Genomic DNA, 18,084 nt, shown 5'->3' with positions numbered 1-18,084 from the left:
GGCGCGCGGAGAAGCGTCCTCGCTCCGTCTCCGGCTTCAGGCATAGGCTCAAAGCGTAAAGCAAGGGTTCCGGTCGGGCCCGCTTCCCCCTTTCCGGGTTTTCCGGGAGGGAATTCGCGGCCCTTCCGCCTCAAACCGCTTCGACAATCCCATTGACGCCGTTCGCGCGGCGCCCGATTGTGCGGAAGCTCATAACGCTTTGGAACAAGCGAAGCGCGCCTCGGCCGCGTCTTCAGCCCGCGTTTCGCGCCGAAGCCGACCCAGGCGAGGCGCGGGCGATCAGGGAGGATGCCCATGCAACTCGACGCGCCGCGCCGCAGACTGGCGCAACATTCGATGGCCTACGTGCTGGCCGGCGGACGGGGCAGCCGCCTCAAGGAGCTGACCGACAACCGCGCCAAACCCGCCGTCTATTTCGGCGGCAAAAGCCGCATTGTGGATTTCGCGCTCTCCAACGCGGTGAATTCGGGCATCCGCCGCATCGGCGTGGCGACCCAATATAAGGCCCATAGCCTCATCCGGCATATTCAGCGCGGCTGGAGCGGCTTCGTCTCGGGCCGCAACGAATTCGTGGACATCCTGCCCGCCTCGCAGCGCGTCTCCGAGGAGAAATGGTATGCGGGCACCGCCGACGCCGTGACGCAGAACATCGACATCATCGATTCCTACGCGCCGCTCTACCTCGTGATCCTCGCTGGCGACCATATTTATAAAATGGACTACGAGATCATGCTGGAGCAGCATGTGAGCACCGAGGCCGACGTCACCATCGGCTGCCTCGAAGTGCCGCGCATGGAGGCCGTCGGCTTCGGCGTGATGAAGGTCGACGACGCGGGCCGCATCCTCGATTTCGTCGAGAAGCCCGCCGATCCCCCCGGCACCCCGGAGAATCCCGAGGTTTCTCTGGCCAGCATGGGCATCTACGTCTTCTCATGGCCCTTCCTGCGCGATCTGCTGCTCAAGGACGCCGAAGACGCGAACTCCAGCCATGATTTCGGCAAGGATCTCATCCCGGCCCTCGTGGCGGGAGGCAAGGCGGTGGCGCATCGCTTCGCCGAATCCTGCATCATGAGCGGCTCCGAGAAGGAGCCCTATTGGCGCGACGTCGGCACGGTGGACGCCTTCTGGCGCGCCAACATCGACCTCACCTCCATTGAGCCGGAGCTGGATCTCTATCATCGCGACTGGCCGATCTGGACCCACACCGAGATCACGCCTCCGGCGAAATTCGTCCATGACGAGCCGGGCGGGCGGCGCGGAGAAGCCATCAGCTCGCTGGTCTCGGGCGGCTGCATCATCTCGGGCGGACAGGTGCGCAATTCGCTGCTCTTCACGCGCTGCCACGTCCATAGCTGGGCGCGGATGGAGGGCGTGGTGGCTCTGCCCGACGTGACCGTCGGGCGCTATGCGCGGCTGCGCGACGTGGTGATCGACCGCGGCGTGCAGATCCCCGAGGGGCTCGTGGTCGGAGAGGACGCCGAGGAGGACGCCCGCTGGTGGCGGCGCACCGATTCCGGCGTCTGCCTCGTCACGCAGGGCATGGTCGACCGCTGGACCCGGGGGCGCTCATGAACGGGGAGGCGCTCATGAGCCGGAAAGTCCTTTTCGTCGTCTCGGAGGCGGCGCCGCTCGCGAAGACCGGCGGCCTCGCCGACGTGGCCGGGGCCTTGCCCAAGGCGCTCAAGCCTCTGGGCGTCGAGACGCGCCTCCTCATGCCCGCCTATCCGGGACTCGCGGAGCAATTGACGGGGGCGACGGTCCTCTGGAGCGGCGCGCTTCATGGCGAGGCGGCGCGCATCCTCGGCGGCAAGGCGAAGGGGCTGGATCTGCTGCTCCTCGACGCCCCGGGCCTCTTCGCGCGTCAGGGCGGGATCTACGCCGGACCGGACGGCCGCGACTGGCCGGACAACGCCCTGCGCTTCGCGGCGCTCGGCAAGGCGGCGGCGGAGATCGGCTTCGGCGCGCTCTCGGACGGCTGGCGGCCCGAGGTCGTCCACGCCCATGACTGGCAAGGCGCCCTCGCGCTGGCCTATCTCGATTTCGACGGACGCCCGCGTCCGGCGACGGCGATCTCGATCCACAACATCGCCTTTCAGGGGATCTTCGACCGCGAGATCCTGCCCCGCATCGGCCTGCCGGAGGCCCGCTTCACCCCCGACGACCTTGAATATTACGGTCGCCTGAGCTTCCTCAAGGCGGGGATCGTCCACGCCGACGCGGTCATGACCGTCAGCCCGGCCTATGCGCGCGAACTCACCACGCCGGAATTCGGCATGGGCATGGAGGGCCTGATCCGCAGCCGCGAGGCCGATCTCTTCGGCATCCTCAACGGCGTGGATCTGGAGGAATGGAATCCCGAGACGGATCCGCGCCTCCCGGAGCCCTATTCCCTCCGCAAGCTCAAGGGCAAGGCCGCCGCCACGCGGGCGCTCTGCGCCGAACTCGGCCTTGAGCAAGAGACGGGCGGGCCGCTCTTCGTGGTGGTCAGCCGCCTGACCTGGCAAAAGGGCTTCGATCTGCTGCTCGGGGCCATGCCGCGGCTTTTGGGCCGGGGCGGCAGGCTGGCCTTGCTCGGCTCGGGCGAGAGCGAATTGGAGCGCGCCTTCCGCGACCTCGCAGAGCGCCATCCGGGGCGGGTCGCGGTGCGGATCGGCTATGACGAGGATCTTTCGCATCGGCTCTTCGGCGGCGGCGAGGCGGTGCTCGCGCCCTCGCGCTTCGAGCCCTGCGGCCTGACCCAGCTTTACGGCCTGCGCTATGGGACTCTGCCGGTGGTGGCCCGCACGGGCGGCCTCTCGGACACCGTCATCGACGCCAACGACGCCGCCTTGCGGGCGGGCGCCGCCACGGGCTTCACCCATGATCCGAACTCCATGGAGGCTCTGTCCCTCGCGATAGGCCGCGCCTGCGACCTCTACGCCCGGCCGGAGCTTTGGACGCAGACGGTGCGTCGGGCCATGGGGCATCCGGTGGGCTGGACGGATTCGGCGCCCATCTACGCCGCGCATTACGCGCGGCTCGCTCAAGGAGGCTTGCGCGGCGGATGACCAAGGCTCGGGGGGGATTGGGGAGAATGGAGCCGGGCGACCCGCAGCGCCTCGGCGCTTGGGCCGATCCGGAAGGCGTGAGCTTCTCCCTCTTCTCCTCCGGCGCCGAACGGATCGAGCTTCAGCTTTTCGACGCCCAAGGCGCGGAGATCCGGCGCGTCGATCTGCCCGAGCGCGAGGGCGAGGTCTGGCATGGACGTCTTCCCGGCGCGACTCCGGGGATGCGCTACGGCTATCGGGCCTTTGGGCCTTGGGCGCCCGAGCGGGGCTTGCGGTTCAATCCGGCCAAGCTGCTGCTCGACCCCTATGCGCGGCGGCTGGACGGCGAAGCGATCTGGAACGACGCGGTTCACGGCCATGTTTATGGCGGACCAGAGGCGGATCTCCGGCGCGACGACCGCGACAGCGCCGCTTTCGTCCCCAAAGGCGTGATCCTCGCGCCGGAGGAGGAGCGCCCCGCCCAAGGCGAGCGCCCGAAGCTGCGGCCCTTCGCGGAGAGCGTGATCTACGAGGCCCATCTCAAGGGCCTGACGCAGCTTGATCCGGGCGTGACGCCGCGCTTCCGGGGGAATTTCGAGGCCCTCGGCGATCCGCGGCTGATCGAGCGGCTTCTGAGGCTCGGCGTGACGGCGGTGGAGCTTCTGCCGGTGCACAGCTTCCTCGACGACCGTTTTCTCGTCGAGAAGGGCCTCAGGAATTATTGGGGCTATAACACGCTCGGCTTCTTCGCGCCCATGGAGCGTTATTTAGGCCCCGGCGGAGTCCCGGCGGCCAAGGCCGCGATCCGGGCGCTTCAGACGGCGGGGATCGAGGTCATCCTCGACGTGGTTTATAACCATAGCGCCGAAAGCGACGAACTCGGCCCGACGCTGAGCTTTCGCGGCCTCGACAACGCCGCCTATTACCGCCTGAACCCTGAGAATCCGCGTTATTACCTCAACGACGCGGGCACCGGAAACACGCTGAACCTCGCGCATCCTTTCGGGGCGCGGCTGGCGCTGGATTCTCTGCGCCATTGGGCCGAAGTCTGGGGCGTGGACGGCTTCCGCTTCGATCTGGCGACCACCCTCGCCCGCCTGCCCGGCAGCGGCTATGCGCCGGATGCGCCTTTCCTCACCGCCTTGAGGCAAGATCCGATTCTGAGCCGCCTTCGCCTCATCGCCGAGCCTTGGGACATTGGGTGGGGCGGCTATCAGGTGGGAGGCTTCCCCGCGCCCTTCGCCGAATGGAACGACCAGTTCCGCGACGAAACCCGCCGTTTCTGGCGCGGAGAGGTCGGCGCGGCGCGTCTGGCGCCCCGGCTGCTCGGCTCGGCGGACGTCTATGCGCGCGGCAGGCGTCCGCCTCAGGCTTCGGTGAATTTCGTCACGGCTCATGACGGCTTCACTCTGGCGGATCTCACGCGCTACGCCGCCAAGCGCAACCACGCCAACGGCGAGGAGAACCGCGACGGCAATAGCGGAGAAATCAACCTCCTCATCGGCCCCGACGGCCCGACCCAAGACCCTGAGCTTGCGGCCCGGCGCAAGGCGCGGGCGCGGGCGCTCATGGCGACGCTGCTTCTCTCGCAAGGCGTTCCGATGATCCTCGCCGGAGACGAGATCCTCCGCAGCCAGCAGGGCAATAACAACACCTATCCGCAGGACAACGCCCTCGGCTGGATCGATTGGGAGGCCGAAGACCAAGACGCCTCCATGGCGGATTTCATCGCCCGCCTGACCGCGCTCCGCCGCGAGACTCCCGCTCTGCGCCAGAGCCGCTTCCTCCATGGCGAGCCCCGCGCCAAAGACGGCGCGCCCAACGTCTCTTGGCTGCGCCCCGACGGCGCCGAGCCCTCGCCTGAGGACTGGAACGCGCCGGATTTCCGCGCTTTCGGCCTGATCCTCCGCGCGGAGACGGGGCCGGAGATCGCCATTCTCATCAATGGAACGACCGAAGCCGCAGCCTTCGCGCCTTTGGCGGGGGACTGGCGGCGCGAAATCTCGACCGCCGACCCCGCTCCGCCCGATCCATGGCTTCTGCCCCCCGAATCCCTGACCCTCCTGCGCCTTCCTGAAAGCCCCGCCCCATGAGCCGCACCGCCCTCGACGCCCTTTGCGACTGGATCGGCCTGACGGATCGCTTCGCCGATTCCACCGGTCTGGAGCATGTCGCGCCGGATGAGACGCGCCGCGCGATCCTCGCGGCTCTGGGGCTGGCGGCGGAGACCGAAGACGACGCCCGCGACCAACTCGCCGGGCTGGAGACGGCGGAGGCTTCCCGGCTCGCGCCGCCGACCCTGCTCGCTTCGGCCTACGCCCCCCTGACGCTGGATCCGCGCGTGCGGCGCTGGCGCATCCTCTGCGAAAGCGGGGAGCAGCGGCGCGGCGAAGGCTCGGTGCGGCCTTCGGGGCTGCCGGTCGGGCGTCATGAGATCCTGCTCGAAGGCGCGGGCCGCGAGGATCGCGTCTGGCTGCTGGTTCCGCCGCCCGAAGGCGCGCCCTCGGTCAAAGCTCTGACGGGCCGCGCAAGGCTCTGGGGCGCGACGGGCGCGCTTTATGGGCTGCGCTCGGGGCGCAATGGCGGCCTCGGGGATTTCGCCGATCTGGGCCGCCTCGCCGAGATCCTCGCCGGGAAGGGCGCGAGCTTCCTCGGGATCAATCCCGTCCATATGCTCGGCTCCAGCGACGGCGGGCTTTACGCGCCTTATTCCCCGAGCAGCCGCCGCGCGGTCAACGCCGCCCATGTCGCGCTAGATCTTCCGCCCGAATGGGCCTCTTTGCCCGAAGCTTTGAAAAACGAGCCGCCCCCCGCCTCCGGCGAGCTGATCGATTATCGCGCCGTCCACGCCTGGCGCGCGCCGCGCATGACCGCGCTTTATAAGGCTTTCGCCGCCGAAGCCTCCGGCGAGCGGCGCCAAGCCTTCGCCGATTGGCGTCAGGCGCGCGGCGAGGCTCTGGAGCGCATGGCGCTTTACGAGGCTCTCGCCGAGACCCATGGCCCTTCATGGCCGACTTGGCCCGAGGCTCTGCGCCGCCCGGATTCGCCGGAGGCCCTCGCCTTCGCCCGCACCCACGCCCATGTCGTTTCGCGCCAAGCCTTCTGGCTCTGGATCGCGGAGACCCAGCTTTCCGAGGCTCAGGCGCGAGCCAAAGCGGCGGGCATGGCTCTGGGGCTTTATCTGGATCTCGCGGTGGGGGTGCGCCCCGACGGCGCCGAGGTGTGGGCCGATCCGGAGTCCTTCCTGCGCGGCGTCTCGCTCGGCGCCCCGCCCGACGCCCTCGGCCCGACGGGTCAGCGCTGGGGCCTCGCGCCTTTCGATCCTCTGCGCGCCCGCGCCACGGGCTACGCCGCCCTGACCGAGACTCTGCGGGCCTCCATGCGGGGGGCGGGCGTTCTGCGCATCGACCATATGATCGGCTACGACCGCAGCTTCTGGCTGCCGGACGGCCTGCCCGGCGCCTATCTGCGCCAGCCTCTGCCGGAGCTTCTGGCGGTGGTGGCCATCGAGGCCCATCGGGCGCGCTGCGCCGTGGTGGGCGAGGATCTCGGCCTTTTGCCGGAGGGCCTGCGCGAGAGCCTCGCGGGGGCGGGGCTGATGGGCTATCGGCTGGCGCTTTTCGAGCGCGGCGAGACCATCCGGGGCGGCGAGTTCCTGCCGCCCGAGAGCTATCCGGAGGCGGCTCTCGCGGCTTTCTCGACCCATGACCTGCCGACCCTCGCGGGCTGGCGGCGGGGGCGCGAAATCGACTGGCGCGCAAAGCTTGGCGACATAACCCCGGAGGCCGCCGCCCTGATGCGCGAGGAGCGCGCCCATGAGCGCTGGCGCTTCGCGGAGGCGGTCGCCGCGCCGGAGCGCGTCCCGGTCCTCGGCGAGGAGCCGGAAGGCCATGACCTCGAAGCGGCGGAGGGCGCCCATGGCTTCCTCGCGCGCACGCCCTGCGCTCTGGCGGCGGTCCAGCTTGAGGATCTGCTGCTCCAGATCGAACAACCCAATCTGCCCGGCGACGTGGACCGCCATCCCAATTGGCGCCGCCGCTCCGCCGCGAGCCTCGAAGACATCGCCGGAGCCCCCGGCGTGAATCAGGCCGCCGCCCTCATGGCCGCGGCCGGAAGATCCGAGCAAAAAGCCGGACGTCCTGCGGAGGAGACCTGACATGACCGCCGTTCGCCGCGTTCCGACGCAGCCCATCGAAGGGCAAAAGCCCGGCACTTCGGGCCTGCGCAAGAAGACCCGCGTCTTCATGACGCCGGGCTATCTGGAGAATTACGCCGAAGCCACGCTTCAGGCGGTCGGCGTCAAAGGCGCGACGCTGATCCTCGGCGGCGACGGGCGCTTCTTCAACGACAAGGCCGCTCAGATTCTGCTCAAGATGGCGGCGGCCCATGGCGCGGCCCGCGTGGTCGTCGGGCGCGGCGCGCTCCTCTCGACGCCCGCCGCTTCGGCTCTGATCCGGGCGCGTCGGGCTCAGGGCGGATTCATCATGTCGGCGAGCCATAATCCCGGCGGCCTCGACGCGGATTTCGGCCTCAAGTTCAATATGGCCAACGGCGGCCCCGCCCCGGAGAGCGTCACCGACGCCATCTTCGCCCTCACGAAGAAGCTTTCCGAATATCTCATCCTCGAAGCCCCCGACGTCGATCTTGCGCGGCTCGGCGAAAGCCGCCTCGGCGAGATGGTCGTGGAGGTGGTGGATCCCGTCGAATGCTGGCGCGAAACCGTCGCGCCGCTCTTCGATTTCGAGGCGATCCGGGCGCTTTTCGCCTCCGGCTTCCAGATGCGCTTTGACGCCATGCACGCCGTCACCGGGCCTTACGCGAAGGCGATCCTCGAAGGCGACCTCGGCGCCCCCGCCGGGACGGTGATCAACGGCGAGCCCTCGCCGGATTTCGGCGGCGGGCATCCCGACCCCAATCCCGTCTGGGCCAAGCCCCTCATGGATGAGATGTATGGCCCCGCAGCCCCTGATTTCGGCGCCGCCTCCGACGGCGACGGCGACCGCAATATGATCGTCGGCCGGAGCTGCTACGTTTCGCCCTCCGACAGCCTCGCGGTTCTGGCGGCCAACGCGCCCCTCGCGCCGGGCTACGCCGAGGGTCTGGCGGGGGTGGCGCGCTCCATGCCGACCAGCCGCGCCGCCGACCGCGTCGCCGCCGCGCGGGGGATGAATTTCTTCGAGACTCCCACCGGCTGGAAGTTCTTCGGCAATCTGCTCGACGCGGGCAAGGTCACGCTCTGCGGCGAGGAGAGCGCCGGAACCGGCTCGGATCACGTCCGCGAAAAGGACGGGCTTTGGGCGGTGCTGCTCTGGCTGAACATCCTCGCGGCGCGGCGCCAATCCGTCGCGGAGATCCTGCAAGCCCATTGGCGCGAATTCGGCCGCGATTATTACACCCGCCATGATTACGAGGCGCTGGATTCCGCCTTCGCCGAGGGCCTCATGAACGACCTGTGCGCCGCCCTGCCCTCTTTGCCGGGGAAGAGCTTCGCCGGATTGGCCGTCGAGAAGGCCGATGAATTCGCCTATCGCGATCCGGTGGACGGCTCTCTGACCGAGCGTCAGGGAATCCGGATTTATTTCGCCGGAGACGCCCGCGCCGTGCTGCGGCTTTCGGGCACCGGCACCGAGGGCGCCACGCTCCGCATCTATCTGGAGCGCTTCGAGCCCGATCCGGCCCGCCACGCCCAAGACCCGCAAGAGGCCCTCGCGGATCTCGCCGCCGCCGTGGAGGCCCTGACCCATTTGCGCGCAAGCTCCGGGCGCGAGGGCCCGGACGTGCGCACATGACGATTTGAAAAGGACGCCCTCCCCGCCGGGAGGGGACCGAGAGAGGAGAAGAGCCGATGACTCCGCAGGATCTGAGCCAAGGAAACTTGGTGGACAACGTGGCCTTTTTGCGCCGCGAGATCGACCGCCGCATGCGCTATGTGATCGGCTGCGAACCGGGACGCGCCACCCTCAACGACTGGCGTCTGGCGCTGGCCTTCTCGCTGCGCGACCGGATCGTGGACAGCTGGCTCGCCAGCCGTCGCCGCGTCCGCGAGGAGGGGCTGAAGCGGGTCTATTATCTCTCGATGGAGTTTCTGATCGGGCGTCTGATCTCCGACGCCATCACCAATCTCGGGCTTGAGGAGGCTTCGCGTCAGGCTCTGGCCAGCTTCGGGCAGGATTACGACGCCGTGGTCGCCGAGGAGCCGGACGCGGCGCTCGGCAATGGCGGGCTCGGGCGTCTGGCGGCCTGTTTTCTGGAGAGCATGGCGAGCATCGGCCTTCCGGCCATGGGCTACGGCGTGCGCTACGACCACGGCCTTTTCCGCCAGAGCTTCCATGACGGCTGGCAGGTCGAATCTCCGGAGGATTGGCTCAAGCGCCGCAATCCTTGGGAGTTCGAGCGCCCGGAGGATAATCAGGTCATCGGCTTCGGCGGCGAGATGCGCGAAGACGCCTCCGGCCGCGCCGTCTGGACGCCCGGCGAGACCGTGATGGCCGCCGCCTACGACACGCCCATCGTCGGCTGGAAAGCCCGCTGGACCGACACGCTCCGGCTCTGGGCGGCCAAGCCGACCCGCATCTTCGATCTGGAGCGCTTCAACCGCGGCGACTTCCTCGGCGCCGCCGAGCAGGCCAGCCTCGCGCAGACGCTCTCCCGCGTGCTCTATCCCGACGACACCACCGAGCATGGCCGCGAGCTGCGTCTGAAGCAGGAGTATTTCTTCACCGCCGCTTCGGTGCGCGACATCCTCGCCCGCTTCCGCGACGAGCATGGCGACGATCTGCGCAAGCTGCCTCAGAAGGTGGCGATCCAGCTCAACGACACCCATCCGACCATCGCCGCGCCGGAGCTGGTGCGCATCCTCGTGGATGAGAACGGCTTCGAGGTGGACGAGGCCATCGAAACCGCCCGGGGCGTGCTGAACTACACCAACCACACCCTCCTCCCGGAGGCTCTGGAGCGCTGGTCCACGAGCCTGATGTGGCGCGTTCTGCCGCGCCATATGCGCCTGATCGAGCGCATCGACGATTGGCATATCCGCCAGAACCGCGCGCGGGGCGTGGAGCGTCCGCCTTCGACCTGGCTCATCGACCATGGCGAGACGCGCATGGGGAATCTGGCCTTCGTCATGGCGAATAAGGTCAACGGCGTCTCGGCGCTCCACACCGACCTCATGAAGAAGACCGTCTTCCACGACTTCCACGTCATGCATCCCGACCGCATCGTCAACCAGACCAACGGCGTGACGCCCCGCCGCTGGCTGACGGCCTGCAATCCGCCGCTCCGCAATCTTCTGCTGGAGACCATCGGCGACGGCTGGACGGAGGATCTCGGCAAGCTGGAGGATCTGGAGCCCCATCTGAAGGATTCCGCCTTCCTTGAGAAATTCGCCGCCGCTAAACGCGAGAATAAAGTCCGGCTGTCGAATTGGCTGAAGATCCGCACGGGCGTCGAGGCCGATCCGGACGCGCTCTTCGACGTGCAGATCAAGCGCATCCATGAATATAAGCGCCAGCATCTGAACCTGCTGGAGGCCATCGCCCATTGGAACGCCATCCGCCGCGAGCCTGACCGCGACTGGATTCCGCGCGTCCGGATCTTCGGCGGCAAGGCGGCGCCGGGCTATGCTCTGGCCAAGCAGATCATCAAGCTGATCAACGACGTGGCGAAAGTCATCAACGCCGATCCGCTGATGAGGGGGCGGCTGGTCATCGCCTATCCGGAGAATTACAACGTCTCCGCCGCCGAGGTGATCATCCCCGCCGCCGATCTTTCGGAACAAATCTCCACGGCGGGCAAAGAAGCCTCCGGCACCGGCAATATGAAATTCGCGATGAACGGCGCCCCCACCATCGGCACGCTGGACGGCGCGAACGTCGAGATCCGCGATCTGGTCGGGGCGGACGACTTCTTCCTCTTCGGCCTCACCGCCGAGGAGGCCGTCGAGGAGCGCAAGCGCCCCGATCATGCGGCGGCGGCCATCTCGGCCAGCCCGGCGCTTCAGGAGGCCATCGAGCAGATCGCCTCCGGCGTCTTCTCGCCGGACGATCATCATCGCTTCTCCGCCATCGCGGAGAATCTGCGGCGCTATGATTATTTCCTCGTCTGCTCGGATTTCGACGATTACGCCGCCGCTCAGCGCCGCGTGGACGAAGCCTATCGCAAGCCGCTGGAATGGGCGCGCATGGCCGCGACCAACACCGCGCGCGTGGGCTGGTTCTCCTCCGACCGCACCATCCGCAGCTATGCGCGGGAGGTCTGGACGGCCGACACGGCTTTCTGAGCCGCCTCAAATCCGCCGCGCCCCTGCGAGCCGGGGGCGCGGCCAGCGAAAATCAATCCAGGGAGGGAGACGAGATGACCGCAGAGGATAAGCCCGAGGCGAAGACGTCCAAACGTCGCCCCGCCCGCGCCGCGCCGGAAGCCAAGACTCCGGAGGCCCCCATGAAGAAGCAGGCGGCCCCCAAAGCGGAGAAGCCCGCCGAGGCCGCGCCGAAGAAAGCCCGGGCCAAGCCCGCCAAAGCGGCGAAGACGCCTGAAGCCGCGCCTGCGAAGGCGGCGGCCAAGAAGCCGCCCGCCGCAGCCAAAACGCCCGAGACGAAGCCCCGCAAGGCGAAGGCGACGCCGAAGACGTCCGCGGAGCGGCTCCCCCCGCCGCCTTTGCCGACGCCCGAGGCCCGCGCCCTCGTCGAGGGCCGCCACGCCGCCCCCTTCGCGGCTCTGGGGGCGCATCCGGTCGCGGGCGGCTGGCGCATCCGCGTCTTCGAGCCCGGCGCCGAAAGCCTCGAAGCCTTCGCGCCGGAGAGCGGCGAAATCCTGCTGAGTCTGACGCCGCATCCCGATGCGCCCGAGTTGTTCGAAGGCTTCTGGCCTCAGGCCGAACGCCCCGCCTATCGCCTGCGCGCGCGGCGCGGCGAAAACGCATGGAGCTTTGAAGACGCCTATCGCTTCGCGCCTTTGCTCGGCGAATGGGACGAGTATTTCTTCTCCGAGGGCGCCCATTGGCGGCTCTGGGAGGTTTTGGGCGGACGCCCGACCGAACATGAAGGCGTGAGCGGCGCGCGTTTCGCGGTCTGGGCGCCTGCGGCCAAGCGCGTCTCGGTGGTGGGCGGCTTCAACCTCTGGGACGGGCGGCGCCATCTCATGCGCCCGCGCGGCTCGACGGGAATCTGGGAGATCTTCATTCCCGGCGTCGAGCCCGGAGCGGCCTATAAATACGAGGTCGTCGGGCCGGACGAAGCCTTGCGCCTCAAGGCGGATCCGGTGGGGCTGCAAGCTCAGATGCGCCCGGAGACGGCTTCGGTCCTCGCGGCGCCCTCGCGGCATGAATGGAAGGACGGCGCATGGATGGCCGGGCGCGCGGCGGCTCAGGCTCTGGACGCCCCGGTGTCGATCTATGAAGTCCATCTCGGCTCATGGCGGCGGAATCTGGAGGAAGGCGGGCGCCCGCTGACCTATCTGGAGCATGCGCGCCAATTGGTCGGCTACGCCAAGGAGATGGGCTTCACTCATCTGGAGCTTCTGCCCATCACCGAGCATCCTTTCGACGGCTCATGGGGCTATCAGCCCATCGGGCTTTACGCGCCCACCTCGCGCTATGGGACGCCCGACGAATTCCGCGCCTTCGTCGAGGCCTGCCATGAGGCGGATCTGGGCCTGATCCTCGATTGGGTGCCCGCCCATTTCCCCACCGACGCCCATGGCCTCGCGCGCTTCGACGGCACCGCGCTTTATGAGCATGAGGATCCCCGCGAGGGCTATCACCTCGACTGGAACACCTACATCTATAATTTCGGGCGGCGCGAGGTGGCGAATTTCCTCATCGCCAACGCGCTGTACTGGCTCGACGAGATGCATCTCGACGGGCTGCGCGTGGACGCCGTGGCCTCGATGCTCTACCGCGATTATTCGCGTCCGGCGGGGGGCTGGATTCCCAACGCCCAAGGCGGCCGCGAGAATCTGGAGGCCGTCGCCTTCCTCAAACGGCTGAACGAGACCGTTTACGGGCGCGTCCCCGGCGCGACCACCATGGCCGAGGAATCCACCTCATGGCCGATGGTCTCGCGCCCGACCTCCATGGGCGGGCTCGGCTTCGGCTATAAATGGAACATGGGCTGGATGCATGACACGCTCGGCTATATGTCGCGCGATCCGATCCACCGGCGCCATCATCACCATCAGATGACGTTCGGGATGATGTACGCCTTCTCCGAGAACTTCATCCTGCCTCTGAGCCATGACGAAGTCGTTCATGGCAAGGGCTCGCTGCTCAGCCGCATGCCCGGCGAAGGGCTGGCGCAATTCGATAATCTGCGCGCTTATTTCGCCTTCATGTGGGCGCATCCGGGCAAGAAGCTGCTCTTCATGGGCGGCGAATTCGCCCAGCGGAACGAATGGAACGCGGATCGGTCTCTGGACTGGCATCTGCTCGGGGCGCCGGCTCATGAGGGCGTGCGGCGCCTCGTGCGGGATTTGAATCTCGTCTATCGCGCCACGCCCGCGCTTTACGAGCGCGATTGCGAGGAAGGCGGCTTCCGCTGGATTCAGGCCGACCGCGCCGCGGAATCCGTCTACGCCTTCCAGCGCTGGGCCAAAAACGGCGCCTCCGCCATCGGCGTCTTCAACTTCACCCCCGTCGAGCGCCCCGAATGGCGTTTGGGCGTGGATGGTCCGGGGCGCTGGGAGACCGTGATCAATACGGACGACTCCGTTTATGAGGGCGGCGGCGCAGGTCCGGCGCGCTTCGTCGTGGCGGAGCCGATTCCGGCGGATGGTCGCCCTTGGTCGCTGAAGCTGCGTTTGGCGGGACTCTCGGGCGCGATCCTGCGACAGGTGGGCTGAGCCCCTTGAAGCTGGCGTCTCCCGCCCCAAAATCCCTGAAGGGCGCGGATGAAGCCGCCCCTTCAAGAGGAGATTCGTCATGCGGCTGACGACGCGGATTCTTCTGGCGGGCGGCCTGACTTTAGCATCATGGCTCTCGGTGCGGCGGCCTGACGCCGGGCCGGTGGGCAACGACGACGTCCCCGAACCCACGAAGCCCGTGGATCTGACGCGCTATCTGGGCCTCTGGCATGAGATCGCCCGCTATGAGAACGGCTTTCAGCGCGGCATGGAGGCCGTGACCGCTCATTACAGCCTCAAGCCGAGCGGCAAGGTCAAGGTGGTGAATTCGGGGCGTCAGGGCGGCCTTGAGGGGCCGCTCAAAAGCGCCATAGGCCGGGCTTATGTCGTCAAGGAGCCCAGCGGCCTGAACGCCAAGCTGCGCGTCGCCTTTTTCGGCCCCTTCTACGGGAATTACTGGGTGCTGGACCGCGCCGAGGATTATAGCTGGTCCATCGTCGGCGAGCCCTCGGGACGCTTCCTCTGGCTGCTCTGCCGTCAGCCGCGCCCTGACGCCGCCACGCGGGCGCTGCTGCTCGAACGCGCTCAGGCTCTGGGCTATGATCTTTCTCTGCTGCGCTTCACGAAACAGCCGCGCTCAATCGCGCGAGAGGCAGCAGCTCCGAAAACTCCGCCGCCTGAAGATCCGGGGATTCCGTCGGCTCGCCCCGCGTGAAGAAGCTTTGCGACAGGGCGACCTTGAGCCCCGCCCCCTTGGCCGCGAGGACGCCGTTGCGGGAATCCTCCAGCGCGAGGCAGGCGGAGGCGGGCAGCCCGAGCCGCTCCAGCGCGAGCAGATAGACGTCCGGCGCGGGCTTCTTGGCCGCGACCATGTCCCCCGCCGCCACGACCTCGAAGACCGTCTCCATGGGCGCGCCGAAGAGCGCGAGGCAGAGCGCCGCCACGTTCTCCGGCGAGGTGGTGGTGGCGACCGCAAGGCGTATCCCATCGCGGCGGGCCTCGGCGAGGATGGCGCGGATTCCGGCCCGCGGCTGCAAGCCGCCTCCCGCGACGATCTCCGTGAACAGGCGGGTCTTCGCCCGATGCAGATCCGCGATGGGATAAGCCGTCGGATCTCCGCCTTGCTCCCGAACATAGCGCGCCATGCGCTCCTTGCCGCCGGTGGTGGTCAGCAAAGCGCGATAGGCTTCAGGGCTCCAGCGCCAATCCAGACCCGCCGCCGCGAAGGCCAGATTAAAGCCCTGCAAATGGGCTTGCTCGGTTTCGGCGAGGGTTCCGTCGACGTCGAAGATGAGGGCCGCAGGCCAGATCATGCGTCCTCCTCCGGCCTGCCGGTCTTCAACCCGCCCGTGAACACCCGGCTGACCGAGATGTCTTCCGGCAGGATGGTCGAGAGATCCGCCGCGCTCACCGGGGCGTCGCGGCTGAAGAGCCGGTTCGCCTGACGCAGGCGCGCGCGGTCGAGGGCGTTGCGGATCGAGCGGGCGTTGGCGAAATGGGGCTGAGCGCGGCGGATCGCGATATAGCGGGTCATCACCTCGCGGGCCTCGGGCGAGAAGCCGTAGCCTTGGCCGTCCAGCATGGAATCCGCGATGCGGAGCAATTCGCCGTCTTCGTAATCGGGGAAGTCGATGTGATGGGCCACCCGCGAGCGAAAGCCCGGATTGGCCTGAAAGAAGCGGTCCATGCGGTCGGCGTATCCGGCGAGGATCACCACGAGGTCGTCGCGGTTGTTCTCCATCACCTGCAGCAGGATCTCGATGGCTTCTTGCCCATAATCGCGCTCGTTGTCGGGCTTATAGAGGTAATAAGCCTCGTCGATGAACAAGACGCCGCCCATGGCCTTCTTGAGGATCTCTTTGGTCTTGGGCGCGGTGTGGCCGATATATTGCCCGACCAGATCGTCGCGCGTGACGCTCACCAGATGCCCCTTGCGCACATAGCCGAGCCGATGCAGCAGGCCCGCCATCTTCAGCGCCACGGTGGTCTTGCCCGTGCCGGGATTGCCTGTGAAGGACATATGCAGCGTAGGCGTCTCCTGTGAGAGTCCGAGGCTGCGCCGGGCGCGATCCACCAGCAACAGCGCGGCGGTCTCGCGGATGCGCTGCTTCACCGGCGCGAGGCCGATCAATTCGCGATCCAGCTCCTCCAGCACCTCGCGCACGCCCGAGGCTTCATATTCGGCCTTCAGGTCTATGGTTTGCGGGGCGGTTTGGGGAGCTTCGACAGTCGGATGGTCGGTCATGGGCGGCCTCCCTGCCCGAAGATGAATAAAGGAAAGCCGGGCGGCGGGGGAAAAGCCGCCCGGCCTCTGAGCTCAAGCCCGCTGAACGCTGTGCGTGTAGCGGATGGAGCGCCCGTCCACCTCGGTGCGGGTCATGCGGATGCCCGGCTCGGTCTTCGGGCGATTGACGATGAAGCTCATGGTCACCGTCTCGAAGCCGCGGGTCGAGTCGAAGGCGTTGATGCGGATGTAATGATCGGGGAAAGCCTTGCGGCAAGCCTCCAGCTCCATCATCGCGCCTTTGGCGTCGCGCAGGTCGAACATCGGATGGCCGAACATCTCCCAATAGATATTCCGGGGATGAGGATCGTCCGTATGTTCGACGCCGATGGCCCAGCCCTTGCCGAGGCAATATTCGATCTGGGCGGTGATCTGCTCGTCGGTCAGATCGGGCAGGAAGGAGAAGCAGCCTTGAGTGACGCGCATGTCTGAATCCTCCTTCAGGAGACGCTGGGAGTGGGGGCGAAGTCGGAGCTGTCGGTGGAGGCGTAATTGAAGGTGATGTCGCCCCAGGTGTCGAGGGCGGCCTCCAGCGGCTTGCACCATTTGGCGGCGGCGCGCAGGATCTCCGGGCCTTCATTGGCGATGTCGCGGCCTTCGTTGCGGGCGAGGGTCATGGCCTCCAGAGCCACGCGGTTGGCCGTGGCGCCGGCCTGAATGCCCATCGGATGGCCGATGGTGCCGCCGCCGAACTGAAGCACCACGTCGTCGCCGAAGAGGCTCAACAGCTGGTGCATCTGGCCCGCATGGATGCCGCCCGAAGCCACGGGCATCACCTTGCGGATGTCGGCCCAATCCTGCTCGAAGAAGATTCCGCGCTGAAGATCGACTTCGTTCCGCATCTCGCGACAGACGTTGTAATAGCCCTGCACCGTCATCGGGTCGCCTTCCAGCTTGCCGACCGCCGTGCCGGTGTGCAGATGGTCCACGCCCGCCAAACGCAGCCATTTCGCGATGACGCGGAAGCTGATGCCGTGGTTCTTCTGGCGCGTATAGGTGCCATGTCCCGCGCGATGCATATGCAGGATCATGTCGTTCTGGCGCGCCCATTCGGAGATCGACTGAATGGCCGTCCAGCCGATGATGAGATCCACCATCACGATCACCGAGCCAAGCTGTTTGGCGAATTCGGCGCGGCGATACATCTCCTCCATGGTTCCGGCGGTGATGTTGAGGTAGTGGCCCTTGACCTCGCCGGTTTCGGCGCTGGCCTTGTTGACGGCCTCCATGCAGTAGAGGAAGCGGTCGCGCCAATGCATGAAGGGCTGAGAATTGATATTCTCATCGTCCTTCATGAAGTCGAGGCCGCCCTTGAGGCCCTCATAGACGACGCGGCCGTAATTCTTGCCTGAAAGCCCGAGCTTCGGCTTGGTGGTGGCGCCGAGCAAGGCGCGGCCGAATTTATCCAGACGCTCGCGCTCGACGACGACGCCCGTCGGCGGGCCTTTGAAGGTCTTCACATAGGCGGGGGGAAGGCGCATGTCCTCCAGACGCGCGGCCTTCAGCGGCTTGAAGCTGAAGACGTTGCCGATGATCGAGGCCGTCAGATTGGCGATGGAGCCCTCTTCGAAGAGGATCAGATCATAGGCCACATAGGCGAAATACTGGCCGGGATTGTTCGGAACCGGCTCCACGCGGTAAGCCTTGGCGCGATATTGGTCCGAGGCCGTGAGGCGGTCGGTCCAGACCACGGTCCAGGTGGCCGTCGAGCTTTCGCCCGCCACGGCGGCGGCGGCCTCGATGGGGTCCACGCCCTCTTGCGGCGTGATGCGGAAGAGCGCCAGAAGATCGGTGGGTTTGGGCTCGTAATCGCCGTCCCAATAGCCCATCTGGGCGTATTTCAGCACGCCGGCCTTATAACGCTCTTTGCCGCGGAGCTCCTTATTGTCGGAGATGGGGGTGTCGGCCATGGGGGTCTCCTCCTGAAGTCGTTTTTAT

Annotated in this window: 12 protein-coding genes; 8 read left to right on the top strand and 4 right to left on the bottom strand. The window is 67.2% G+C overall.

From position 1 onward, the window contains the following. Positions 1 to 294 precede the first annotated feature (294 nt). From glgC to B161_RS17120, 8 genes are all read left to right on the top strand, one after another. Positions 295 to 1,572 (top strand): glucose-1-phosphate adenylyltransferase, encoded by a 1,278-nt coding sequence (gene glgC, locus B161_RS0106745; protein ID WP_018632605.1) that lies wholly within the window; start codon positions 295 to 297, stop codon positions 1,570 to 1,572. A gap of 14 nt (positions 1,573 to 1,586) precedes the next feature. Further along, positions 1,587 to 3,047, top strand: coding sequence for a glycogen synthase GlgA (glgA, locus tag B161_RS0106740; protein ID WP_018632604.1), 1,461 nt, complete (start codon positions 1,587 to 1,589; stop codon positions 3,045 to 3,047). 26 nt (positions 3,048 to 3,073) lie between these two features. Next, the gene (glgX, locus tag B161_RS0106735; RefSeq protein ID WP_018632603.1) at positions 3,074 to 5,119 is read left to right on the top strand and encodes a glycogen debranching protein GlgX; all 2,046 of its coding nucleotides are present in this window, start codon (positions 3,074 to 3,076) and stop codon (positions 5,117 to 5,119) included. Continuing rightward, the gene (malQ, locus tag B161_RS0106730; protein WP_018632602.1) at positions 5,116 to 7,182 is read left to right on the top strand and encodes a 4-alpha-glucanotransferase; all 2,067 of its coding nucleotides are present in this window, start codon (positions 5,116 to 5,118) and stop codon (positions 7,180 to 7,182) included. The genes glgX and malQ overlap by 4 nt, the downstream gene beginning before the upstream one ends. 1 nt (position 7,183) lies before the next feature. After that, positions 7,184 to 8,815 (top strand): alpha-D-glucose phosphate-specific phosphoglucomutase, encoded by a 1,632-nt coding sequence (locus B161_RS0106725; protein WP_018632601.1) that lies wholly within the window; start codon positions 7,184 to 7,186, stop codon positions 8,813 to 8,815. Positions 8,816 to 8,871: 56 nt separating this feature from the next. Further along, positions 8,872 to 11,304 (top strand): glycogen/starch/alpha-glucan phosphorylase, encoded by a 2,433-nt coding sequence (locus B161_RS0106720; protein ID WP_018632600.1) that lies wholly within the window; start codon positions 8,872 to 8,874, stop codon positions 11,302 to 11,304. 74 nt (positions 11,305 to 11,378) lie between these two features. Continuing rightward, on the top strand, positions 11,379 to 13,862 hold the full coding sequence (glgB, locus tag B161_RS0106715) for a 1,4-alpha-glucan branching protein GlgB (RefSeq protein WP_018632599.1): 2,484 nt from the start codon (positions 11,379 to 11,381) through the stop codon (positions 13,860 to 13,862). 79 nt (positions 13,863 to 13,941) lie between these two features. Beyond that, positions 13,942 to 14,577 carry a lipocalin family protein gene (locus B161_RS17120; RefSeq protein ID WP_018632598.1) on the top strand — a complete coding sequence of 212 codons (636 nt, stop codon included), beginning with the start codon at positions 13,942 to 13,944 and terminating at the stop codon, positions 14,575 to 14,577. On the opposite strand, the gene B161_RS0106705 is transcribed toward B161_RS17120, so the two are convergent. The 4 genes from B161_RS0106705 to B161_RS0106690 all read right to left on the bottom strand — a co-directional run bounded on the left by B161_RS0106705 (position 14,483) and on the right by B161_RS0106690 (position 18,056). Further along, positions 14,483 to 15,175, bottom strand: coding sequence for an HAD-IA family hydrolase (locus B161_RS0106705; RefSeq protein ID WP_018632597.1), 693 nt, complete (start codon positions 15,173 to 15,175; stop codon positions 14,483 to 14,485). The two genes, B161_RS17120 and B161_RS0106705, sit on opposite strands and share 95 nt — an antisense overlap. Beyond that, positions 15,172 to 16,107 (bottom strand): CbbX protein, encoded by a 936-nt coding sequence (gene cbbX / locus B161_RS0106700; RefSeq protein ID WP_018632596.1) that lies wholly within the window; start codon positions 16,105 to 16,107, stop codon positions 15,172 to 15,174. Before cbbX ends, B161_RS0106705 begins: the two co-directional genes overlap by 4 nt. Before the next feature lie 72 nt (positions 16,108 to 16,179). Continuing rightward, positions 16,180 to 16,572 carry a ribulose bisphosphate carboxylase small subunit gene (locus B161_RS0106695; RefSeq protein WP_018632595.1) on the bottom strand — a complete coding sequence of 131 codons (393 nt, stop codon included), beginning with the start codon at positions 16,570 to 16,572 and terminating at the stop codon, positions 16,180 to 16,182. Positions 16,573 to 16,586: 14 nt separating this feature from the next. Further along, the gene (locus tag B161_RS0106690) at positions 16,587 to 18,056 is read right to left on the bottom strand and encodes a form I ribulose bisphosphate carboxylase large subunit (protein ID WP_018632594.1); all 1,470 of its coding nucleotides are present in this window, start codon (positions 18,054 to 18,056) and stop codon (positions 16,587 to 16,589) included. Positions 18,057 to 18,084: the final 28 nt, after the last annotated feature.

Origin of the sequence: Neomegalonema perideroedes DSM 15528 (genome assembly GCF_000374145.1) — a bacterium.
In the GTDB taxonomy this organism is placed as follows: Bacteria; Pseudomonadota; Alphaproteobacteria; order Rhodobacterales; family Rhodobacteraceae; genus Neomegalonema; species Neomegalonema perideroedes.
The sequence above is the reverse complement of the archived record's forward strand: the minus strand, read 5'-3'. Positions and strand labels throughout refer to the sequence as shown.

Bases quoted from the DNA above. Each gene is read 5' to 3' on its own strand.
- glgA (WP_018632604.1), top strand. From the start codon at position 1,587: ATGAGCCGGAAAGTCCTTTTCGTCGTCTCGGAGGCGGCGCCGCTCGCG.
- B161_RS0106695 (WP_018632595.1), bottom strand. From the start codon at position 16,572: ATGCGCGTCACTCAAGGCTGCTTCTCCTTCCTGCCCGATCTGACCGAC.
- malQ (WP_018632602.1), top strand. From the start codon at position 5,116: ATGAGCCGCACCGCCCTCGACGCCCTTTGCGACTGGATCGGCCTGACG.
- B161_RS17120 (WP_018632598.1), top strand. From the start codon at position 13,942: ATGCGGCTGACGACGCGGATTCTTCTGGCGGGCGGCCTGACTTTAGCA.
- glgC (WP_018632605.1), top strand. From the start codon at position 295: ATGCAACTCGACGCGCCGCGCCGCAGACTGGCGCAACATTCGATGGCC.
- B161_RS0106725 (WP_018632601.1), top strand. From the start codon at position 7,184: ATGACCGCCGTTCGCCGCGTTCCGACGCAGCCCATCGAAGGGCAAAAG.
- glgX (WP_018632603.1), top strand. From the start codon at position 3,074: ATGGAGCCGGGCGACCCGCAGCGCCTCGGCGCTTGGGCCGATCCGGAA.
- cbbX (WP_018632596.1), bottom strand. From the start codon at position 16,107: ATGACCGACCATCCGACTGTCGAAGCTCCCCAAACCGCCCCGCAAACC.
- B161_RS0106705 (WP_018632597.1), bottom strand. From the start codon at position 15,175: ATGATCTGGCCTGCGGCCCTCATCTTCGACGTCGACGGAACCCTCGCC.
- B161_RS0106690 (WP_018632594.1), bottom strand. From the start codon at position 18,056: ATGGCCGACACCCCCATCTCCGACAATAAGGAGCTCCGCGGCAAAGAG.
- glgB (WP_018632599.1), top strand. From the start codon at position 11,379: ATGACCGCAGAGGATAAGCCCGAGGCGAAGACGTCCAAACGTCGCCCC.
- B161_RS0106720 (WP_018632600.1), top strand. From the start codon at position 8,872: ATGACTCCGCAGGATCTGAGCCAAGGAAACTTGGTGGACAACGTGGCC.